Genomic DNA, 19,692 nt, shown 5'->3' with positions numbered 1-19,692 from the left:
CACCGGATTCGCACATCGGCGAGGAGATCCCTGCGCCGACGGAAAGGACGATCAGTGAGCGAGCAAGACAAGGGGACGTCCGCAGGGGTGCGCAAGCGCGACCGCGGCGAGATCATCGGGCAAGGGGGTATGTGGCTCGCAAAATGGTCGTTGGTGTTGGCGTCGATTTCGCTGGGCGCCTGGATTTTCGGCTGGCTGATCGAAAAGCTCTGGGTCATCATCCTGCCGGTGGCTCTGGCTATCGTTGTTGCGACAGTCATGTGGCCGCCGACCCGCGGCATGATCAAGCGCGGTATGCCACCGGCCGCGGCAGCCGGCATCACCCTGGTGCTCTCGATCGGAATCCTCGCCGGTGTGATCGCCGGCATCGTTCCGTCAGTGGTCAGCCAGGCCCCCGAGCTCGCGAACAAGACCACCGAGGGCATCAACCAGGTTCAGGACTGGCTCCAGGGTCCGCCGCTGAACCTGAAGGACGACCAGATCGACAACGCCGTCCATGCCGTCATCACCAAGGTGCAGGAAAGTGGAACCGCCATCGCTTCAGGCGTTTTCAGCGGCGTGAGCACAGCGAGCTCGTTGTTGGTCACGCTCGGTTTGGTCCTGATTCTCGCTTTCTTCTTCATCAAGGACGGACCGAGGTTCATCCCCTGGCTCCACGCTGTCGGCGGCGGCCGCGCCGGTCGGCATCTCGAAGAGGTCCTCACCCGCATGTGGGACACGCTCGGCGGATTCATCAGGACACAAGCACTGGTGAGTCTGATCGACGCGGTCTTCATCGGCGCCGGACTGCTGATACTCGGGGTCCCGCTGGCACCGGTGCTGGCAATTCTCACGTTCATCGGTGGCTTCATCCCGATCGTCGGTGCCTTTGTCGCCGGCGCCCTGGCCGTGTTGGTTGCGCTGGTGGCCAACGGTCTCACCACCGCCATCATCGTGTTGATCATCATCCTGGCCGTTCAGCAGATCGAAGGAAACGTCCTTCAGCCTGTGCTGCAGAGCAAGTCGATGAAACTCCACGCCGTCATCGTGCTGCTTGCCGTGGCCGCCGGTAGCTCGCTGTACGGCATCGTCGGCGCCTTCCTCGCAGTGCCCGTCGCCGCTGTGGCAGCAGTTGTCATCCGGTACATCGGCGAGCAGATCGACGAACGCGCAAGCGACAACGAACCGATGCCCGCCGGCGATGCGTCGGACATCCTCGAGGATCAAGACGACGACGCCGAGTCAGAGGTAGAGAACAAAAAGGCCTGATCAGCCCGCGATCACCTTCACCGAGGAGCCTGCACGTCCGCGAATGACGTGCAGGCGACTCGGGATTCGCTGCCTCATCTCGTCCACGTGACTGACGATGCCCACCACTCGTCCACCGTCGCGAAGCTCGTCCAACACAGCCATCACCGAGTCGAGGGTGTCGGCGTCGAGAGTGCCGAATCCTTCGTCGATGAACATCGTGTCGAGAACGATTCCGCCGGACTCCGCCGCAACCACATCGGCAAGTCCGAGGGCCAAAGACAATGACGCCAAGAATGATTCACCGCCCGAGAGCGTCTTCGCCGAGCGAACGACACCCGTGAAGTCGTCCCGGATGTCGAGTCCCAGACCGCCGCGGCGACCCCGAGAACCTGCCTCGTCACTGTGCACGAACTCGTATCTGCCCCCGGACATCCGCTGCAGCCGAACCGATGCCGACACGGCGATCTCTTCCAACCGCGACGCGAGCACATACGCTCGCAGCGACATCTTGCGACTGTTCTGACCTTTGCCGGCGATCACGTCGGCAAGCGCCGCGAGTTCGTCGTGCAGTTCCCGCTCAGGTGCAACCGCTTCGTATGCCTTCTCGAGTTGTCCGCTGAACCGTTCGAGATCCGACACACGGTTCTCGGCCAGGGAAGCAGATGCAACAGCCGAGTTCACCACCTCGGCGCACTGAAGAGCACGCTCGCGAGGACCGTCGACGTCGACTGTCTCGACTTCGCTCACCGCAACGATCTCGGGGTCGTCGAGGACCGTCCGAGCGGCCACCTCGAGGTCGCGTGCTTTGGCGAGTTCCGTTTCGATCGCCGCGATTCGGGCCGGCGATCTCACCCCTTCGATCGCAGCCTCGACCGAATCGAATCCAGCAGCGGCCGCGGCAGCGGCCAGTTTGGTCGACAGTTCCGCCGATCGCGCCTGCGCACGAACGGCGTCGTCACGCATCTCAGACGCCGCCGAGGCAGCGGAGGCAAGCCTTTCGAACCACGAGCGCCGAGCAGCGATGGTCGAATCTTCTCCCACCGCAGCGACGATCGCCGCTCGAATCTGCTCGACCGTGGCCGACAGAGTCGTCGTACGCTCGGTCAGTGCCGCCAATTCGGCCGTCAGAGAAGCGGATTCCTGTTGCAGCTCGCCGTCACGCTCGTTGAGATGCCCGAGCTTGTCGGCCAACCCTCCAACCTGACCGGCAGAGTGGGTCGCCTCGTCAACGGCGTTCCGAGCCGCGGCGCGGAGCCTGTCGAGTTCTGCGACGTCTCCATCCCCGCCGCGGGCGATCACCCGGTCGATGTCACGGTCGACGGCTACCTGGTGGTCGACTACCTTGCTCAGGGCTTTCTCGGCCGCACGCTCGGCTGCGGACGCGGCTTCCAGATCGGGCTCGGTGACCGTGACGACATCAGACTGCGCCGGCGCAGGGTGTTCACGCGAACCACACACCTGGCATGGGTCACCGGGCGCGAGTGAACTCGCCAACTCCGCCGCCATGCCCTCGATACGCTTCTGCACGAGGTCGAGCCAGCGCCCGCGAGCACTCTGATGGGCGTCGCGCGCATCCAACACCTGCACACGAATCTTCTCGGCTTGCGTACGCAGAGAGACGAATTCATGACCCGCTGCCGCAGCATCCGATGCTTTGGCCAGTGCAGCTTCGAGGCCGGGCAGAGCCGCGTGCGCGCGTTGCGCATCCTCCAGTCGTTGGCCGGCCGAGCGCACCTTTTCTGGCAGTTGAGTGCGTTCAACCGCGATGGCATCCATGCGCTCGGACAGAGCGTCTCGCCGAACTCCGAGTTTCTCGATCTCGGCTTCTGCCGCATCGGCTCTGCGAGCATCCTCCGCCATTGCGTCCAGGCGAACGATCTCGTCACGCCAGGTCCGGATCCGAGCTACGACGCGTTGACGCTCGTCGTCGGTGGGTGGCCACACCTCCGGCACAAAAATCTCCGGACCGTCGAGTGCGGAGTAGGTCGACATCGCTGCGGTCATCGATTCGAGTGCGGCAGCGAGGTGCAAGCCGGCAGCGTCCACATCGCCGGCGACAGCGGCCACCGGCAGTGCGCGCTTGGCGGTCTCGAGTTCAGCGCCGATCACAGCTCTTTGGGCGGCGCCCGTATCGAATGCTGCGAGTTCAGTGGTCGCACGATTACGGCGAGCGACCAGATCTGCGGTTCGCTGCGCCGCCGACAGAACCCGATTAGCCTCGGCTGCTGCATCTTTCGCGGTCACCAGCTCCGCAAGACTTGTATCGCGGGTGTCCTGAGCCTCGGCGAGGAGTTTGCGCGACCATTCCAGTGGGTGTGCCTCGGCGCCTACCTCGAGTCCCGCAGCTGTCTCGACCTTCGCGAGCAGCAGCCGCACGGATTGCTCCCTTGCCGCGAGCGCGGTCGCACTTGCCTTTCGCTTGGCGTCGAACCATGCCTCGACGGAGACAAAACGCTTGGTGTCGAACAGACGCTCGAGCAGTTTGCCTCGCTCGTCACTCTCGGCACGCAGGAATTTGGCGAACTCACCCTGCGGCAAGAGCACCACCTGGAAGAACTGATCAGCGCTCATGCCCATGAGGCGGTTGATCTCGTCACCGATGTCAGGGATGCGCGAAAGATTCTCGCCGCGGCCGTCCAACCACGTCAGTGTGGCCTTTGCATTCTCTGTGATCGAACCGGTCCCGCGCTTCTTCGGACGCGAATACTCTGGACTACGAACAAGTTTGATTCTGCGACCACTGATGGTCGCTTCGAGTTCCACGCGCGGCACCGAACCGGCGGGCGCGTGATCGGACAACAATCGCTTGCCCTCGTTGCGCGCACCCGGCACCCGCCCGTACAGGGCAAACGCAACCGCGTCGAGGATCGTGGTCTTGCCTGCACCGGTGTCGCCGTGCAGAAGGAACAGCCCGTCTGCACCCAAACGGTCGAAGTCGACTTCGACCGTGTCGGCGAAGGGCCCGAAAGAGCTGACTTCGAGTTTGTGCAGCCTCACGCGGTTTCACTCAGTTCTACCGTGGACTCCTCGGCGCGCGCGGCAGCGCTGAGCGCTTCGGCCATCAGCGTGACCTCACGCTCGGACGGGTCACTACGCACTGCCGAGACAAAGCCGCGGGCGATCTCCATGTCGGATCGACCCCGTACCGCGTCACGGTACTTGAGATCCGATTGCCCTTCCGGCCTTTGCCATTCGAGATGAACGGCAAAGGGAAAACGCGCCTGAAGTTGCCTCATGGCATCGACGGGACGAACCGGATCAGTGAGCAATGCGGAGAGGTAGCACTGCTCGGAATCGGTGTACTTCGACTCACCGAGTAGTTCCTCGAGAGTTCCCGTCACCTGGCTCAGCCCCCGAATGACCGGGAGATCCAGGCGCTGCACCGACGACAGGCCGGCTGCGTCGAGTTCTATCAGCAGCGCCGCCTTACGGTGGCTGCGTTCACCGAACGAATACGGCAACGGTGAACCCGAGTACCGCACACTCTCCGAGAGCATCTGCGGAGAATGCAGGTGTCCGAGGGCGACGTAGTCGACGCCGTCGAACTCGCCCACTGCGACGGTCTCCACTCCGCCGACCGAGATGGAGCGTTCCGATTCAGAGGCCTCACCGCCCACGACGAAGGCATGGGCGAGCAATACCGATCGAGTCGCGGGGTCGGCAGCCGTTCGTTCGGCGAGATCTCGCCGAACACGCGACATGGCCGCTCCGAGGATGTCGGAATGAGTACGAGCCCGGGGCACGTCCAACTCGACGCGCGTGATCTCCGGCTCGAGGTACGGAATCCCGTAAAAGGCGACGGGCCCGAACTGATCGCTCAGCATCACCGGAGTACCGATCTGGCCGACGCGAGTGATCAAGTGCAAGCCGCCGGCAGCGGCAAAGGATGCCCCGGCTCCGAGCCGCACCGCGGAATCGTGATTGCCGGACGTCGCGACGATGACCGCCCCCGCCGCCCGGATTGCCTCGAAGCCTCGATTGCACACGGTGACCGCGTCGGAACTGGGAATCGAGCGGTCGTAGATGTCGCCCGGCACGACCACGACGTCGACGCCGTGTTCACGGACGGAATCTGCGATGGAACCGAGCACACTCGCCTGATCGGCCAACAGATCGACGCCGTGAAAGGTGCGACCTATATGCCAATCGGAGGTGTGCAGAATCTTCATGAATCCGACGGTAGAGCAGCCCACCGACACCGCCGATCTCCCACGCTGACGGCTTCGTCGGTGTGCCCCAACCCACGAGCGTCCGGTGACCCTGCACACAATCCGTCCGGTTCGTTTGACGAAGAACCCGAAACCATCGCGCCATCGCGTCGATAAATGCGCCAGCCACGACCCGCACAAACACGGCCGACAACGCAAGAACCGCTAATGTCGTTATGTGTCTGCAACCCAACGTGCTCGCTCCGGGGTACCGCTGGACAAGCGATCGCTCATCGTGACCGTCCCCGGCCTGCCCTGGTGGGGAGTGATCCTGCTTGCTGCCGGTGTGACCGCCGTCGGCGTACTGATCGATGCCACCGGAGGCGGCGGAGAGCTCACCGCGGTGTTCTCGACGTTCTACTTCCTGGGCTGTCTCTTCGCTGTGGTTGCCGCTTCGAACAAGGCCCTCTTCACCGCGATGGCCCAACCGCCGTTGCTGCTCTTCGCTGCGGTGCCGATCGGGCACACGCTCATCGGCAAGGACAACAGCACCGCGCTGCGCGATATCGCGATCAACATCGCGTACCCGTTGGTCAACCGCTTTCCGATCATGTTGGCCGCAACCGTGGTCGTGCTGATCATCGGTGGCTTCCGGTACTTCCTGCTCAATCAGCGCCCCACCGGGCCCGCGCGCTCGACCCGCTCCCGCCGCTCGGCGGCCACCACTCGTGACTCCTCTGCGGCTGCCACGCGAGAACAACCCGCACCCGAGACCGGGCGTCGACGCAGAGTCTCGGACGCGCCCGTCCCCGGGCCCCCGCGTCGCCGCGCCCCCGAGGTGGACGAGCAGCCCGCCTACCGAAGCACCCCCAGGCGCGAGCCGATCCAGGACGAGCGTCCGCTGCCGCCTCGGAGAAGCCCTCAGCCACCCAGGGTCGATCGCACGCACCAACCGCCTACGCGTCGCCCCCAGCCCGACAGTCGGCCCGTGGCAGACGACGACTACCCGTCGTACGGTCGCCGCCGGGCGCCCGAGCCCACTCCGTCGCCCAGACGTGAGGAGCGGATGGAGCCCTTCTTCGCTTCGGGTGACGACGTATCGCCGCCGCTGCCCCCTCGCCGCCGCCCACCCGGAGTCGATCTTCCCGCGTATCCGCCGCCGCGAGTTCGGTACCGCGATCGCGAAGAGCCCTGAACAGACGCGCCCGGTAGCACAAAAAATGCGGGGCACCTTCCAGATGGAAGGTGCCCCGCATTTTCTTGATTCAGGACGTGCGCGCTGCTCGCAATTCACGGGGAAGGGCGAACACCAGAGTCTCGTTGGCAGTGGTGACGGGTTGAACGTCGTTGTATCCGTGCTCGGCAAGAAGTTCGATCACGCCGCGCACGAGCACCTCGGGTACCGATGCGCCTGACGTGATGCCGACTGTCTGGACACCCTCGAGCCACGCGAGATCGACCTCACGGGCGTAGTCGACCAGGTACGACGCGGCAGCGCCCGCCCCGAGCGCGACCTCGACCAGGCGAACCGAGTTGGACGAGTTCCGCGAACCCACCACGATCACGAGATCGCACTCGGGAGCCATCGCCTTGACCGCGACCTGACGGTTCTGCGTGGCGTAGCAGATGTCGTCGGACGGCGGGTCCTGCAGATTGGGGAAGCGCTCACGCAGGCGCGCGACGGTCTGCATTGTCTCGTCGACGCTCAGTGTGGTCTGGGAAAGCCAGATGACCTTCGACTCGTCACGAACCGTGACCGCGTCGACCGAATCCGGGCCGTCGACGATGGTGACGTGATCGGGAGCCTCACCTGCGGTGCCCTCGACCTCCTCGTGGCCTTCGTGGCCGATGAGCAGAATGTCGTAATCGTCGCGGGCGAATCGCTTTGCTTCCTGGTGCACCTTCGTGACCAGGGGGCACGTTGCGTCGATCGTGCGCAGGTTCCGCTCGGCAGCCGAGTCGTGGACGGCCGGCGACACACCGTGCGCCGAGAACACGAGCAACGATCCCTCGGGAACCTCGTCGGTTTCGTCGACGAAGATCACGCCTTGATCTTCGAGCGTCTCGACGACGTGGCGATTGTGGACGATCTCCTTACGCACGTAGATGGGTGCGCCGTGCTTCTCGAGGGCCTTCTCGACGGTCTCGACCGCGCGGTCGACGCCGGCGCAGTAGCCGCGAGGCTCGGCGAGGAGCACGCGCTTGGCGCTGCCCTTGCGGGTGGACGGCGAATCAGCCGAGTGCGCGATACCGAGATTGAGAGGAACAGCCGAAGACATGTGACCAGCCTACTGGCACCTCGAACGTGAGACACTCCGGCAAACGTGAACACCTCGGTTTCGGGCTCCGATCGAAGGTTCCGAAGTAAACGAGTACGGCCGTCACAGGCAAGTCGGCTACCGATTGTCGGAGCTTTGCGGCAAGCTGTGGGAATGATCCGACCACCGTTCGTGGCGCGCGTTGCCGCGGGACTCGCCGTCACCGCGATGGAAGAAGCAAAGAAGTTGCCCACCACCGCCGTCGCCCTGCCGATGACCGCCGTGAGCCAGATGCTGCAGACAAGCATGCGCGTGCAGCAGTCGATCACCTCGTTGGCCATCAAGGGCGATCAGGCATTTGCACTGATCAACTGGTCTTCCGAGGACGAACAGCCCGAGTGGGCGGTCTTCGACGAAGACGTCGACGCGCCTGCTGACCCGACGTCTTCCACCGGATCGACCACCGCTGACACCCCGACCAACGCCGGTCGCTTCGCGCTCTACTCGCTCGAGCCGACTGCCCCCATCGAGGAACCCGCACCCGTCGCCGAGTCCGAATCCACGGCAGCTACGACGGACGGACCTGCCGAAGAGCCCGAGATCGTCACCGAACTCGACTACCCCAACCTCACACTCGCACAGCTCCGTGCGCGCATCCGGACGCTCAGCATCGACGAGCTGACCGCAGTCCTGGACTACGAGAATGCGACGCTCGCCCGGGCACCGTTCCAGACCATGCTCACCAACCGCATCACCACAGCCAAGGCAAAGTGACTTCCGCAACGCCCCCCGCTTCATCGCAGCGATCGTCCGGCGCCAGCAGCGCTGAGCAGCCGTGGCCGGTCCGCACGGTTTCCGCCAAGGTCGCCGGCTGGATCGATCGGCTCGGCAGCATCTGGGTCGAAGGCCAGATCACCCAGATCAATGCACGCCCCGGCACCCGAACGGCCTTTCTCGTCCTGCGTGATCCGTCGGCAGACATGTCGCTGTCGATCACGTGCTCACCGCAGTTGTTGCACAACTCCCCGGTGCCGTTGACCGAGGGCTCGCGTGTCGTGATGTTCGGCAAGCTCTCGTTCTACACCGGACGCGGAACGGTGTCGTTGCGTGTCACCGAGATTCGCGCCGTGGGTATCGGTGAGCTGCTTGCCCGCATCGAGAGACTGCGCGCCTTGCTCGCCGCCGAGGGCTTGTTCGATCCGCGGCTCAAACGGCCGCTTCCGTTTCTGCCCGGCACGATCGGCCTGATCACGGGCCGAGCCAGTGCGGCCGAGAAGGATGTCGTCTCAGTCGCCCATCGTCGTTGGCCAGCAGTTGCCATCGCAGTGCGTAACACCGCGGTTCAGGGCCCGACTGCTGTTCCCCAGATCATCGAAGCGCTGAAGGAACTCGACGCCAACCCGGTAGTCGACGTCATCATCCTCGCTCGCGGCGGCGGTAGCGTCGAGGATCTCCTGCCGTTCTCCGACGAAGCGCTGTGCCGCGCCATCGTGGCCTGCACGACGCCGATCGTCAGTGCCATCGGACACGAGCCGGACAGCCCGCTCAGTGACCACGTCGCCGACCTGCGCGCAGCCACACCCACGGACGCGGCCAAGCGCGTCGTACCCGACGCGGTTGCGGAAGCTGCCCTGGTTGCGGATCTGCGTGACCGCAGCGCTGCGGCACTGCGCAGCTGGGTCAAGCGTGAGTCTCATCTGATCGAACAGTTGCGCACTCGACCGGTCATGGCATCGCCGCTGCTCGCGGTGGACCGTCGCGCCGAGGAGGTCGAAAGGCTCCAAGCCGCCGGACGACGCGATGTGACTCGGTTGATCGACTCCGAGTCCCGAACGATCGAGCATCTGCGCGCCCGGCTCACCACGCTGGGCCCCGCCGCGACGCTGGCCCGCGGGTACGCAGTCGTGCAACGTGTTGTCGCCGACGGCGATCCGGAGGTTCTGCGCTCGGTCGAGGACGCGCCACCCGGAACCCAGATTCGAGTTCGACTTGCAGACGGCGCCGTTCGCGCCGCAGTGATGGGAAGAGAAAAATGAGCAACGCCACCGACACCGACATCAACGAACTCGGCTACGAAGCAGCCCGCGACGAATTGGTGAGCGTCGTGAAGATTCTCGAACAGGGCGGTCTGGACCTCGACGCGTCACTCTCACTGTGGGAGCGAGGCGAAGCGTTGGCCAAGCGCTGTGAAGAGCACTTGGCCGGCGCGAGGGCCCGCGTCGAAAAGGCTCTGGCCGAAGCGGACGAGTAACGTCCGCTCCGACCGCAAATCCTATGGCGTGATCGGCTGCGCTGCACCGACCTTCTCGGCAAGAATCCGGAACTCTTCCGGCGTCGCCGCGCCCGTGAGCAACAGGCGAACATCCCCGACGTCCGTGACCCAGATCGACTCGACACCTTCGCCGCCGAAGACGTTCCACGTATCGGCACCGACGGTCTCGACTGCGGTCGCGAATCGCTGTCCACCGGCAACATGTGACACCAACGGGAATTCCTCGGCGTTGCTCTGTGTCAGCTGGATGTAGCGACCACTGGTCGTGATGAATCCCACAGTGCTCGAATCTCCGCCGCCGTCGCCGGAGATGATCTTGCGACTGCCGGAGTTCGGAGTCCACCCGTCCGGAACACCGGGATTACGGATGGGAAATCCGAGTTCCTTCGCGTCGTAGTTCAGAGCTGCGTCCACGTCGACGCTCGGGATAGGCCCCTGTGTCGGGCCGCCAGGACTGAACGTGCACTGGCTGGCGATGCCCGCAATTATGATGCAGAACAGCACCAACGGTACGAGAGACCAGACCATGTCTTTGTTGTCTTCGAGAATGCGGGGTTTCTTCGATGCCACACCCCCAGTATCCAGGTACTCCGCAGTAGATACGATTCCCGGTCCCCCTCGAGCGAGACAAAACGTCTCTGCGGCGACCCGACAGCGCACGTAGCCGCTCCCATCTGGGACAATGACGCCTGAAGAAACCACTGCGTCGACACACCCCGTCGACCGCGACCGCGCCAGGAGGCACCGCACATGACGGCCAGCAGCACTCATCGTGAGACCCCGGACCGTAACCTCGCACTCGAATTGGTCCGAGTCACCGAAGCCGGTGCTATGGCTGCCGGCCGCTGGGTAGGCCGCGGCGACAAGGAAGGCGGCGACGGAGCAGCCGTCGACGCCATGCGTCAGCTCGTCTCCTCCGTCTCGATGCGCGGCATCGTCGTCATCGGTGAAGGCGAGAAGGACGAAGCGCCGATGCTGTTCAACGGCGAAGAGGTCGGAAACGGCGACGGCCCCGACTGTGACTTCGCCGTCGACCCGGTCGACGGCACCACCTTGATGTCCAAGGGCATGCCCAACGCGATCTCTGTTCTGGCTGTTGCCGAGCGCGGCGCGATGTTCGATCCGTCGGCCGTGTTCTACATGGAGAAGATCGCTGTCGGGCCGGATGCCGCAGATGTCATCGACATCAGCGCACCGATCGCCGAGAACATCAAGCGCGTGGCCAAGGTCAAGAAGGCGTCGGTCTCCGACATCACGATCTGCATCCTGGACCGCCCGCGTCACAACCAGCTGATCCAGGACGTTCGCGACACCGGCGCTCGTATCCGTCTGATCTCCGACGGTGACGTTGCCGGCGCGATCGCCGCAGCGCGTCCGGAGTCCGGCACCGACATGCTCGTGGGCATCGGCGGAACGCCAGAGGGCATCATCGCCGCAGCAGCCATGCGCTGCATGGGTGGATCGTTGCAGGGCAAGCTGGCCCCCACCGACGACGAAGAGCGTCAGAAGGCCATCGACGCCGGTCACGATCTCGATCGGATCCTGTCCACCGAAGATCTCGTCTCGGGCGAGAACGTCTTCTTCTGCGCCACCGGCGTCACCGACGGTGACCTCCTGCGCGGCGTCCGCTACTACGGCGGCGGCGCCAGCACGCAGTCCATCGTGATGCGTAGCAAGTCCGGCACCGTTCGCATGATCGACGCGTACCACCGTCTCGAGAAGCTGCGCGAGTACAGCTCCGTCGACTTCGACGGCGAAGAGGGCGCGGTTCCCCCGACGTTCTGATGGGCTCCGCCCCGTGAGTGGTTAGGGAGTCCCTGCACTCCTTAACCGCTCACGGGGGACGTAGTCCCCTACCCGCTCTCGAAAAGTGGCAATGTGGAGCCATGACGGAGAGCAACGATCAACAGTTCCGAATCGAACACGACACCATGGGCGAAGTTCGGGTGCCCATCGACGCACTGTGGCGAGCACAGACCCAGCGTGCAGTCGAGAACTTCCCGATCAGCGGGCGCCCGCTCGAGCGCACCCAGATCCGCGCAATGGGCTTGCTGAAAGCAGCGTGTGCGCAGGTCAACAAGGACCTCGGACTCCTCGACGCGGACAAGGCCGACGCAATCATCGCCGCCGCGAACGAGATCGCCGAAGGCAAGCACGACGATCAGTTCCCCATCGACGTCTTCCAGACCGGCTCGGGAACCAGTTCGAACATGAACGCCAACGAGGTCATCGCATCCATCGCGAAGGCCGCCGGTGTGGACGTACATCCCAATGATCACGTCAACATGTCGCAGTCCTCCAACGACACCTTCCCCACCGCCACGCATGTCGCAGCTACCGAAGCAGCGGTCACCGATCTTGTTCCGGCACTGGAACATCTGCATGCTGCGCTTGCCACGAAGGCGACCGAGTGGAAGACCGTCGTCAAATCCGGACGCACCCATCTGATGGACGCTGTGCCGGTCACGCTCGGTCAGGAGTTCGGCGGCTACGCACGTCAGATCGAGGCCGGCATCGAGCGCGTCAACGCAACACTCCCCCGCCTCGGCGAGCTGCCGATCGGCGGAACAGCAGTCGGCACCGGTCTCAATGCTCCGGATGGATTCGGCCCCAAAGTTGTTGCCGAACTGGTCAAGTCGACCGGTGTCGACGCGCTGACTCCGGCGAAGAACAGCTTCGAAGCGCAGGCCGCGCGTGACGGACTGGTCGAGGCATCGGGCGCGCTGCGGACCATCGCCGTCTCACTGACGAAGATTGCCAACGACATTCGGTGGATGGGATCGGGTCCGCTGACCGGACTCGGCGAGATCGCACTCCCTGATCTGCAGCCGGGAAGCTCGATCATGCCCGGAAAGGTGAACCCGGTCCTGCCCGAGGCAACTACTCAGGTTGCGGCTCAGGTGATCGGAAACGACGCCGCCATCGCGTGGGGTGGCGCCGCCGGAGCTTTCGAACTCAACGTCTACATCCCGGTCATGGCCCGCAACCTGCTGGAGTCGTTCACCTTGCTGGCCAACGTCTCTCGACTGTTCGCCGACAAGTGCGTCAGCGGACTGGTCGCGCACGAGGAGCACCTCAAGACACTCGCCGAATCTTCGCCGTCGATCGTGACGCCCCTCAACTCGGCAATCGGTTACGAGGAAGCCGCAGCCGTCGCGAAGCAGGCGCTCAAAGAGAAGAAGACGATCCGTCAGGTCGTCATCGAGCGCGGACTCGTCCCGGACAAGCTGAGCGAGGAAGAACTCGACAAGCGTCTCGACGTTCTGGCGATGGCGAAGGTCAAGGACTGAACAAACAAAAGAGTGGCGGTTTCCACTTCGGAAACCGCCACACTTTTCCCTACACCGTAGTGGTTGCCCGCCACTCGTCGGTGCGATCGGGGCTCGCCTCGGCCAATGCTTTCAGCGTCGCTTCGCGATCGAAATCCTTGCCGTACACGGGAGTTCCCGGCTGCTGACGCCAGGAATCGTCGATCGTTCCCGCATCGACGGGATCGAAGCCCAACTGATTGATCAGATCGAAGACGACCTGCTTGTTCGCGTCGTCGTCGCCGGCGATGGGTAGCGCAATGCGCCCCTCTGCACCTTCGGGAAGCCCCTTCTCGAGGAGATGCTTCCACCAGATTCCGTTGAACGCCTTGAACACCGGTACACCCAGGTGTTCCTGCACCCATCCGCTTTCGGTCTGTCCGTCCTCGATGGCGGCGATCAGACCGTCACGCTGTTGCGGGTAGTAGTTGTTGGTCTCGATGACCGGGGCACCTGCGACCGCACCGCTGAGAATCCCCGCCGGTAGATCAACCACGTTCTTCTGCGGAATGCTCACGATGACCAGCTCGGCACCCTCGGCGGCCTCGGTGCTGCGGACTGCCTTCGCACCCGTCTCGGCTTCCAGTTCTGCAAGCGTGTCCGGTGTCCGCGAGTTCGAGACGCGCACGTCGTGACCGAGCGCAGCGAGCCTACGTGTGAGCGTGCCACCGATCTGACCGGCTCCGATGATTCCGATGCGCATGATCCTGCTCCTTCGTCGTGTGGAGTGGCGATCGCGCCACCGCTGCATTCGTCAACGACGAGAACGCACCGGGTCATTCCGCACCGGCCATTTCAACTCCCGTTGATTCAATCGGTTGACGAATCGAGTGCGAGTTTGATGCGAACACTGACCGGGTCGGTCTGCAATCCGCGAAAGGCAGAGGCCGTCAGCGCCGATCTGATCTTCCCCGACGCAAATGTCTTCACCCGCGCCGGCACGTCGTCGTCCGGCATGATCTGGGCCTGTCCGTCCACCCACTCGCCGCGGCGACGGATCCGAACCTTCGGCGTCGCAGAGATATTGGCACCCCACCCCGTGCCTGTGCCATGCTGCGCAATGACCCACGCCTCGTCACCGTCGTAGGTGATCGCAACGGGCACTCGGCGGGTCAGACCGGTTCGGCGTCCAACCGTCTCGATCTCGGTCATCAACGACGGCATCAAACCGATCCGATTCAATCCGGTGACCAGCGGATTGGCGAAATACTTCCCGACTGCGACTTCGATTCTTCGTTTTCGTGCAACTGACGTCGGTACCGGCATGTCGTTTCCTCTCCTCCGAAGCTGGTGCTCGAAGCAACAGCTCTATACCGCACGATATAAGCACTGTTCGAGGAGTTTTGCCACCAAGAATCTCCGTCGATACCCACCACCTGCACACAACACTTGACTGTGTCTGTCGGTTACATCTAGTCTCAGATTCGTTCCTATACCGATCGACATACTGGGAGGCAGTGATGAACACACCCCGAGACGCCTCGTTGCCATGACCGGCCCGCAGACGCGTTGTCCGATCGCCGCAGCGCGTCGCAAGTGGGGAGTACCAAGAGAATCAGCGGCACCAGATGATTCGAACAGCACTGCGATTGCATACGATGGCGGGATGGCCGACTCCGATTCCCGCACTCTGATGCTGGTCGGCGCCATCAATGCCTTCCGTGAACACGGGATCGCGACGACCTCGCTCACCGAGATCGTCGAACGCTCGGGAGCTCCCCGCGGGTCGGTGTACCACTACTTTCCCGAGGGCAAAGGACAGCTGGCCGGCGAAGCAGTTGCCTACTTCGGCCGGGGCGTCAGTGCCGCCATCAGTTCGATGATCGCTCAGTCTTCCCCACCCGAGATCATCGACGCGGTTGTCACGATATTTCGAAACAGCTTGGTAGAGAGCGATTTCACCTCCTCCTGTCCGGTCGCAGCCGCGGCAGTGGAGGGCGCGTCGACGCCGGCGGCATTAACTGCTGCGGGCGAATCCTTCACCTCGTGGGAATCGCTACTCACATCGTTCTTCTGGCAGCAGGGACAGCCGTCCGAGACTGCAGCACAATGGGCAACCGTCGTGATCGCGTCAATCGAAGGCGCGACGCTGATGGCAAAAGCTCAGCACACTACGGCGCCTCTCGATCGCATCGGCGCTCACCTCAAGGCTCTGGTCTCGGCCCCGAGCTGACCAACCCTCTTTCTTCCAACCGCTGCTGCCGTCCGCGCAGGAGCAGAGATGGCGTACAAACATGTCTCACACACTTGCACCGGCGCCCTCGGCGCCCATGATGACCAAGTCCCGTCGATTCACTGCGCTGATCTTCATCTGCCTCGCCGAACTCCTTGTCGTGCTGGACAACACAGTGGTCAACGTCGCATTGCCGACGATGAGCGTCGACTTGTTCGCCAGCGTCAGCGACCTGCAATGGATCGTCGACGCGTACACGTTGACCTTCGCCGGGTTCCTACTCACTTTCGGCCACCTGGGTGACCGCTTCGGACGCCGCCGAGTGATGATCATCGGCTTGATCGGCGTCGGTGCGATGTCGCTCGTCGGCGCTTTGGCTTCCAACCTCGAACAGGTGATCATGGCGCGAGCCGCCATGGGTGTCTTTGCCGCAGCGGTCTTTCCGGCTACATTGGCCATGATCACCAACATCTTCACCGACGCCAGAGAACGAGCCATCGCCATCGCGGCCTGGACCGCAATGGCCGGCTTCGCGATTGCCATCGGCCCGACTGCGGGCGGCTGGCTTCTCGAGCACTTCTCCTGGCACTCGGTGTTCTGGATGAACGTTCCGGCAGCATTGTTGGTCATCGTGGGTGTGCTGCTGGTTGTTCCGGAATCGAAGGCGCTCCACGTCGGCCGATTCGATTTCGTCGGAACAATCTTGTCGCTACTGGGCATCGTCATTCTGGTGTGGACCATCATCGACGCACCACATCGCGGATGGGTGTCGACATTCAGCATCACGGGATACCTCTCTGCGACAGTGTTGTTGGCCGCATTCGTAGCATGGGAACTGCGCACCGACGCGCCGATCCTGAACATGAATCTCTTCCGAATCCGGCGGTTTTCATTCCCCGCCTTGGCTATTGCGGTCAGCTACTTCAGTATGTTCGGGTTCTTGTTCCTGATCACGCAGTACTTCCAGGGCGTTCGCGAATACTCGCCGCTCGAATTCGGCATCCACTCTTTGCCTTTCGCCGCCGCTGTCGCCGTGGGCGCCCCCGTCGCCACCTTGGCGGCACAGAAACTCGGCACGACCGCAGTGATGGTGTTCGGCCTCCTCGTCCTCAGCGGCGGCATGTTCCTGGCCGGCCAGACGACCGTCGAGACGCCCTACCTCGGACCCGTCGTGATCTCGATGGTTCTCATGGGTCTGGGCCTCGCAATTGTCCAGGGACCGGCGACCGACTCCATCATGTCCTCGGTGCCCCTCGACGAAGCGGGCGCAGGTTCGGCAGTCAACGACACGACGCGTGAGCTCGGCGGGACCCTGGGCGTCGCCGTCATCGGTTCGATCGTCGCCTCGTACTACACGTCCAAGGTGGCTCCGATCGTCGACGCCATTCCCGACGCCGTGATGTCGGCGCAGGAGAAAGGCTTCGCTCGTGAGTCCGTGCTCAGCGTCATCGAAATCCGCTCCCGCGACATCAGTCCGCTCTTCGAGCAGCAGAAGGACAGTCTGATCTACACGATGAAGACCGCATGCCTGGAAGGCTTCGCCATCGCGTCGTACTTCACGGTCGGAGCAGCATTGATCACCGCTCTGCTGGTCGCGTTGTTGCTCCCTTGGAAGCCGGTCACGGAAGGCTCCATTCTCGGCAGTCTGACAACCAAGACCCCGAAGTAGCTACAAGGTTTCCCGATTTGTCCCAATATCAGCCCGCCGTTCCCCGATACTGGATTGACCGAGTGGTACCGACGACAACCCTGCTAGGGAGAATCTCGTGTCCATCACCAGTAGAAACAGCTCGCGACTGTCGGCAGCGGCGGTTCCGGTAGTACTGACGGTCGCCCTGCTCGCCGGATGCTCGTCCGATTCAGACACCACCTCGGCGCCCGGGCCGGTCGTCAGCGACGCCAGCCCGGGTCTCGACGCCGGGGTGCCGATCCCGGACGGGCAAATCGACGACGCGGTCGGGAAGCTCGACGGCCTCGCGAACGACCTCATGGCAAGTTCCGGTGTTCCCGGCATGGCGGTGGCCGTGGTGCACGGAGGTAAGACTGTGTACGCAAAGGGATTCGGGGTTCGCGAGTTGGGTAAGAGCGCCACCGTCGATGCCGACACCGTGTTCCAACTGGCATCGGTGTCGAAATCGGTCGGGGCCACGGTGGTCGCCCACGAAGTCGGAATCGGGACCGTCGACTGGGACACTCCGGTGATCTCGAAACTGCCGGGGTTTGCGCTTGCCGATCCGTGGGTGACCGACCACCTCACGATCTCCGATCTCTACACGCATCGGTCGGGGTTACCGGACCACGCCGGCGACGGGCTGGAGGACCTGGGCTACAACCGGGCCCAGGTGCTCGAAAAACTTCGCCAACTACCGCTCAATCCCTTCCGAATCACATACGAGTACACGAACTTCGGCGTCACTGCCGGTGCGGAGGCCGTTGCAGCCGCGGCGGGCACCGATTGGGAAACGCTGTCGCAGAACACGATCTACGGTCCGCTCGGTATGACATCGACGTCTTCGCGGTTCGCCGATTACCAAGCCCGAGAAAATCGAACAGTCGGCCACATCCTCGAAGACGGAAAGTACAAGGTAGGGCCGGTTCGGGACGCCGACGCCCAATCCCCCGCCGGTGGAGTCAGCTCCTCGGTGAACGACATGGCCAAGTGGTTGGACATGGTGCTGTCGGGCGGCCGGTATCAGGGGCAGCAGGTCGTTCAGACGGATGCGCTCGTGCCCGCAGTCAACCCGGAAATCGTCTCGCGCCATGCGCAGGAAATCGGGGAACGCTCCGGCTTCTACGGCTACGGGTTCAACGTTTCCGACAGCGCGGCAGGCCGTGTGACCGCCAGCCACTCCGGCGCCTTCCTGCTCGGTGCCGGGACCAATTTCGTCACGATTCCCTCCGCTGACGTCGGCATAGTCGTTCTGACCAACGGCACGCCCACCGGCGTCGCAGAGACCTTGACCGCCGAATTCGCCGATCTGGTGCAGTTCGGGAAGATCACCCGCGAGTGGCGCCCGCTGTACGAAGCGTCCTTTGCCTCACAAGCCGACCCTGAGGGCGAACTTGGGGGGAAGACGCCGCCGGCCTCCCCCGCTCCCGCGCCACCGACAGACCAATTGACCGGCGACTACGGCAATCCGTACTGGGGTCCCGCGCTCGTGACGCAGCAGAACGGTGCGCTGACCTTGACCATGGGTCCCGCGGCCGCGACGTACCCTCTGACCCACTGGGACGGAAACACCTTCACGTTCCCGCTCAGCGGCGAGAACGCACCGGCCGGGACGGTCTCGAAGGCCACCTTCGACGGAAACTCGCTAACCTTGGAGTACTTCGATCACGATCATCTCGGTACCTTCATCCGGGCAACACCGGCCGAATAATCAGCCAAGGACACCCCATGAGTAGTTCGACAGCCACGGTGAACGCAATGTTCGCGGCCCTCACCGATTTCGACGTGGACGCCGCAGCCGAATTGATGACAGACGACATCGTCTGGCAGAACGTCTCGCTCCCCACCCTGCGAGGCAAGAAGACCGTCGTGCGAGCGCTTCGTCTGGTCACCAAGCCTTCACTGAAATTCGAGGCGGAGATGCACCACATCGTCGGCGACGAGTCCACGGTGCTCACCGAACGCACCGACATCCTCACTGTCGGACCGTTGCGCATCGAGTTCTGGGTATGCGGAACTTTCGAACTGCGCGACGGCAAGGTCTGTGTCTGGCGGGACTACTTCAGTCTGCGAGACGTCGCGTGGGGCGTGGTGACCGCGGTCGGCCGCGCAGTCGTCGGGACCGGGACACGAAGTAGGCTTGCTCCGGCCTGAAATCACCTGCCGAAAGCGAGCGAACCTGCCATGTCCGAAAACACCACGCCTGACTCCTTCGACGCCGGATTGGCTGTGCGCACCGAAGTCATGGGGGCCGATTTCGTCGACGCCGCCTTCGATCGCACCCGGGGAACGGACAGCGAAGAACTGCAGAACTTCGTGACGGCCAACGTCTGGGGTTCGGTATGGACGCGTCCCGGACTCGATCGCCGCAGTCGCAGTCTGATCAATCTGGGGATGCTGATCGCGCTGCGCGCCGAGAACGAACTCAAAGGCCACGTACGTGGGGCATTGCGAAACGGCTTGACACGCACCGAGATCGTCGAAACCGTGATCCACGCGAGCGCGTATTGCGGCGCTCCGGCCGGACTGGCGGCGATGCGTGTCGTGCAGGAAGTTCTCGACAACGAACTGGGACCGCTGCAAAACTGAACAACTTCAAACCCAGGCATCTCCCCGTGCAGACCGAAGTCCGCA

The 19,692-nt window shown here is 63.5% G+C and carries 18 protein-coding genes; 12 read left to right on the top strand and 6 right to left on the bottom strand.

Features of this window, described 5'->3' with window-relative positions:
- Positions 1 to 54: 54 nt before the first annotated feature.
- Complete coding sequence (locus ATN37_RS17465; protein WP_003945249.1) at positions 55 to 1,248, top strand: AI-2E family transporter; 1,194 nt, start codon at positions 55 to 57, stop codon at positions 1,246 to 1,248.
- Here ATN37_RS17465 and ATN37_RS17460 read toward each other — a convergent pair whose 3' ends face one another.
- On the bottom strand, positions 1,249 to 4,227 hold the full coding sequence (locus ATN37_RS17460; RefSeq protein WP_218695450.1) for an AAA family ATPase: 2,979 nt from the start codon (positions 4,225 to 4,227) through the stop codon (positions 1,249 to 1,251).
- Complete coding sequence (locus tag ATN37_RS17455; protein ID WP_054826655.1) at positions 4,224 to 5,399, bottom strand: exonuclease SbcCD subunit D; 1,176 nt, start codon at positions 5,397 to 5,399, stop codon at positions 4,224 to 4,226. The genes ATN37_RS17460 and ATN37_RS17455 overlap by 4 nt, the downstream gene beginning before the upstream one ends.
- Before the next feature lie 217 nt (positions 5,400 to 5,616).
- Here ATN37_RS17455 and ATN37_RS17450 point away from each other — a divergent pair, with 217 nt between their 5' ends.
- On the top strand, positions 5,617 to 6,573 hold the full coding sequence (locus tag ATN37_RS17450; RefSeq protein WP_042448843.1) for a DUF6542 domain-containing protein: 957 nt from the start codon (positions 5,617 to 5,619) through the stop codon (positions 6,571 to 6,573).
- A 70-nt stretch (positions 6,574 to 6,643) separates the two neighbouring features.
- Here ATN37_RS17450 and ATN37_RS17445 read toward each other — a convergent pair whose 3' ends face one another.
- Positions 6,644 to 7,657 (bottom strand): 4-hydroxy-3-methylbut-2-enyl diphosphate reductase, encoded by a 1,014-nt coding sequence (locus tag ATN37_RS17445; protein ID WP_003945273.1) that lies wholly within the window; start codon positions 7,655 to 7,657, stop codon positions 6,644 to 6,646.
- A 153-nt stretch (positions 7,658 to 7,810) separates the two neighbouring features.
- On the opposite strand from ATN37_RS17445, the gene ATN37_RS17440 reads away from it, so the two are divergent.
- From ATN37_RS17440 to ATN37_RS17430, 3 genes are read left to right on the top strand one after another with little or no spacing between them, the layout of a single operon-like run.
- Positions 7,811 to 8,410 carry a lipid droplet-associated protein gene (locus ATN37_RS17440; protein WP_134932325.1) on the top strand — a complete coding sequence of 200 codons (600 nt, stop codon included), beginning with the start codon at positions 7,811 to 7,813 and terminating at the stop codon, positions 8,408 to 8,410.
- The gene (gene xseA / locus ATN37_RS17435; protein WP_003945258.1) at positions 8,407 to 9,672 is read left to right on the top strand and encodes an exodeoxyribonuclease VII large subunit; all 1,266 of its coding nucleotides are present in this window, start codon (positions 8,407 to 8,409) and stop codon (positions 9,670 to 9,672) included. Before ATN37_RS17440 ends, xseA begins: the two co-directional genes overlap by 4 nt.
- Positions 9,669 to 9,887: an exodeoxyribonuclease VII small subunit gene (locus tag ATN37_RS17430; RefSeq protein ID WP_003945276.1), complete on the top strand. Its 219-nt coding sequence runs from the start codon at positions 9,669 to 9,671 to the stop codon at positions 9,885 to 9,887. The genes xseA and ATN37_RS17430 overlap by 4 nt, the downstream gene beginning before the upstream one ends.
- 21 nt (positions 9,888 to 9,908) lie before the next feature.
- Here the strand turns inward: ATN37_RS17430 and ATN37_RS17425 are convergent, their stop codons facing one another.
- Positions 9,909 to 10,478 carry a DUF4245 domain-containing protein gene (locus ATN37_RS17425; RefSeq protein WP_218695449.1) on the bottom strand — a complete coding sequence of 190 codons (570 nt, stop codon included), beginning with the start codon at positions 10,476 to 10,478 and terminating at the stop codon, positions 9,909 to 9,911.
- 180 nt (positions 10,479 to 10,658) lie between these two features.
- Between ATN37_RS17425 and glpX the strand changes: the two genes are divergently transcribed.
- Entirely contained in the window at positions 10,659 to 11,693 is a 1,035-nt protein-coding gene (glpX, locus tag ATN37_RS17420) for a class II fructose-bisphosphatase (RefSeq protein WP_003945202.1), read from the top strand.
- 101 nt (positions 11,694 to 11,794) lie between these two features.
- Positions 11,795 to 13,198: a class II fumarate hydratase gene (locus ATN37_RS17415; RefSeq protein ID WP_003945220.1), complete on the top strand. Its 1,404-nt coding sequence runs from the start codon at positions 11,795 to 11,797 to the stop codon at positions 13,196 to 13,198.
- 49 nt (positions 13,199 to 13,247) lie between these two features.
- Here ATN37_RS17415 and ATN37_RS17410 read toward each other — a convergent pair whose 3' ends face one another.
- Complete coding sequence (locus ATN37_RS17410; RefSeq protein WP_080909223.1) at positions 13,248 to 13,967, bottom strand: NADPH-dependent F420 reductase; 720 nt, start codon at positions 13,965 to 13,967, stop codon at positions 13,248 to 13,250.
- A 59-nt stretch (positions 13,968 to 14,026) separates the two neighbouring features.
- Positions 14,027 to 14,482, bottom strand: a complete 456-nt coding sequence (locus tag ATN37_RS17405; RefSeq protein ID WP_042920867.1) for a nitroreductase family deazaflavin-dependent oxidoreductase — start codon at positions 14,480 to 14,482, stop codon at positions 14,027 to 14,029.
- A gap of 340 nt (positions 14,483 to 14,822) precedes the next feature.
- Between ATN37_RS17405 and ATN37_RS17400 the strand changes: the two genes are divergently transcribed.
- From ATN37_RS17400 to ATN37_RS17380, 5 genes are all read left to right on the top strand, one after another.
- Entirely contained in the window at positions 14,823 to 15,389 is a 567-nt protein-coding gene (locus ATN37_RS17400) for a TetR/AcrR family transcriptional regulator (RefSeq protein ID WP_003945239.1), read from the top strand.
- A gap of 97 nt (positions 15,390 to 15,486) precedes the next feature.
- Complete coding sequence (locus tag ATN37_RS17395) at positions 15,487 to 17,058, top strand: MFS transporter (RefSeq protein ID WP_003945261.1); 1,572 nt, start codon at positions 15,487 to 15,489, stop codon at positions 17,056 to 17,058.
- Between the two features lie 97 nt (positions 17,059 to 17,155).
- On the top strand, positions 17,156 to 18,769 hold the full coding sequence (locus tag ATN37_RS17390) for a serine hydrolase (protein ID WP_209447815.1): 1,614 nt from the start codon (positions 17,156 to 17,158) through the stop codon (positions 18,767 to 18,769).
- Positions 18,770 to 18,786: 17 nt separating this feature from the next.
- Positions 18,787 to 19,212, top strand: a complete 426-nt coding sequence (locus ATN37_RS17385) for a limonene-1,2-epoxide hydrolase family protein (RefSeq protein WP_007726363.1) — start codon at positions 18,787 to 18,789, stop codon at positions 19,210 to 19,212.
- A gap of 30 nt (positions 19,213 to 19,242) precedes the next feature.
- Positions 19,243 to 19,647: a carboxymuconolactone decarboxylase family protein gene (locus ATN37_RS17380; protein ID WP_073512628.1), complete on the top strand. Its 405-nt coding sequence runs from the start codon at positions 19,243 to 19,245 to the stop codon at positions 19,645 to 19,647.
- Positions 19,648 to 19,692 lie beyond the last annotated feature (45 nt).

Source organism: Rhodococcus sp. MH15 (genome assembly GCF_019266045.1).
Lineage (GTDB): Bacteria > Actinomycetota > Actinomycetes > Mycobacteriales > Mycobacteriaceae > Rhodococcus_F > Rhodococcus_F qingshengii.
This window is presented reverse-complemented; position numbering and strand designations above follow the sequence as displayed.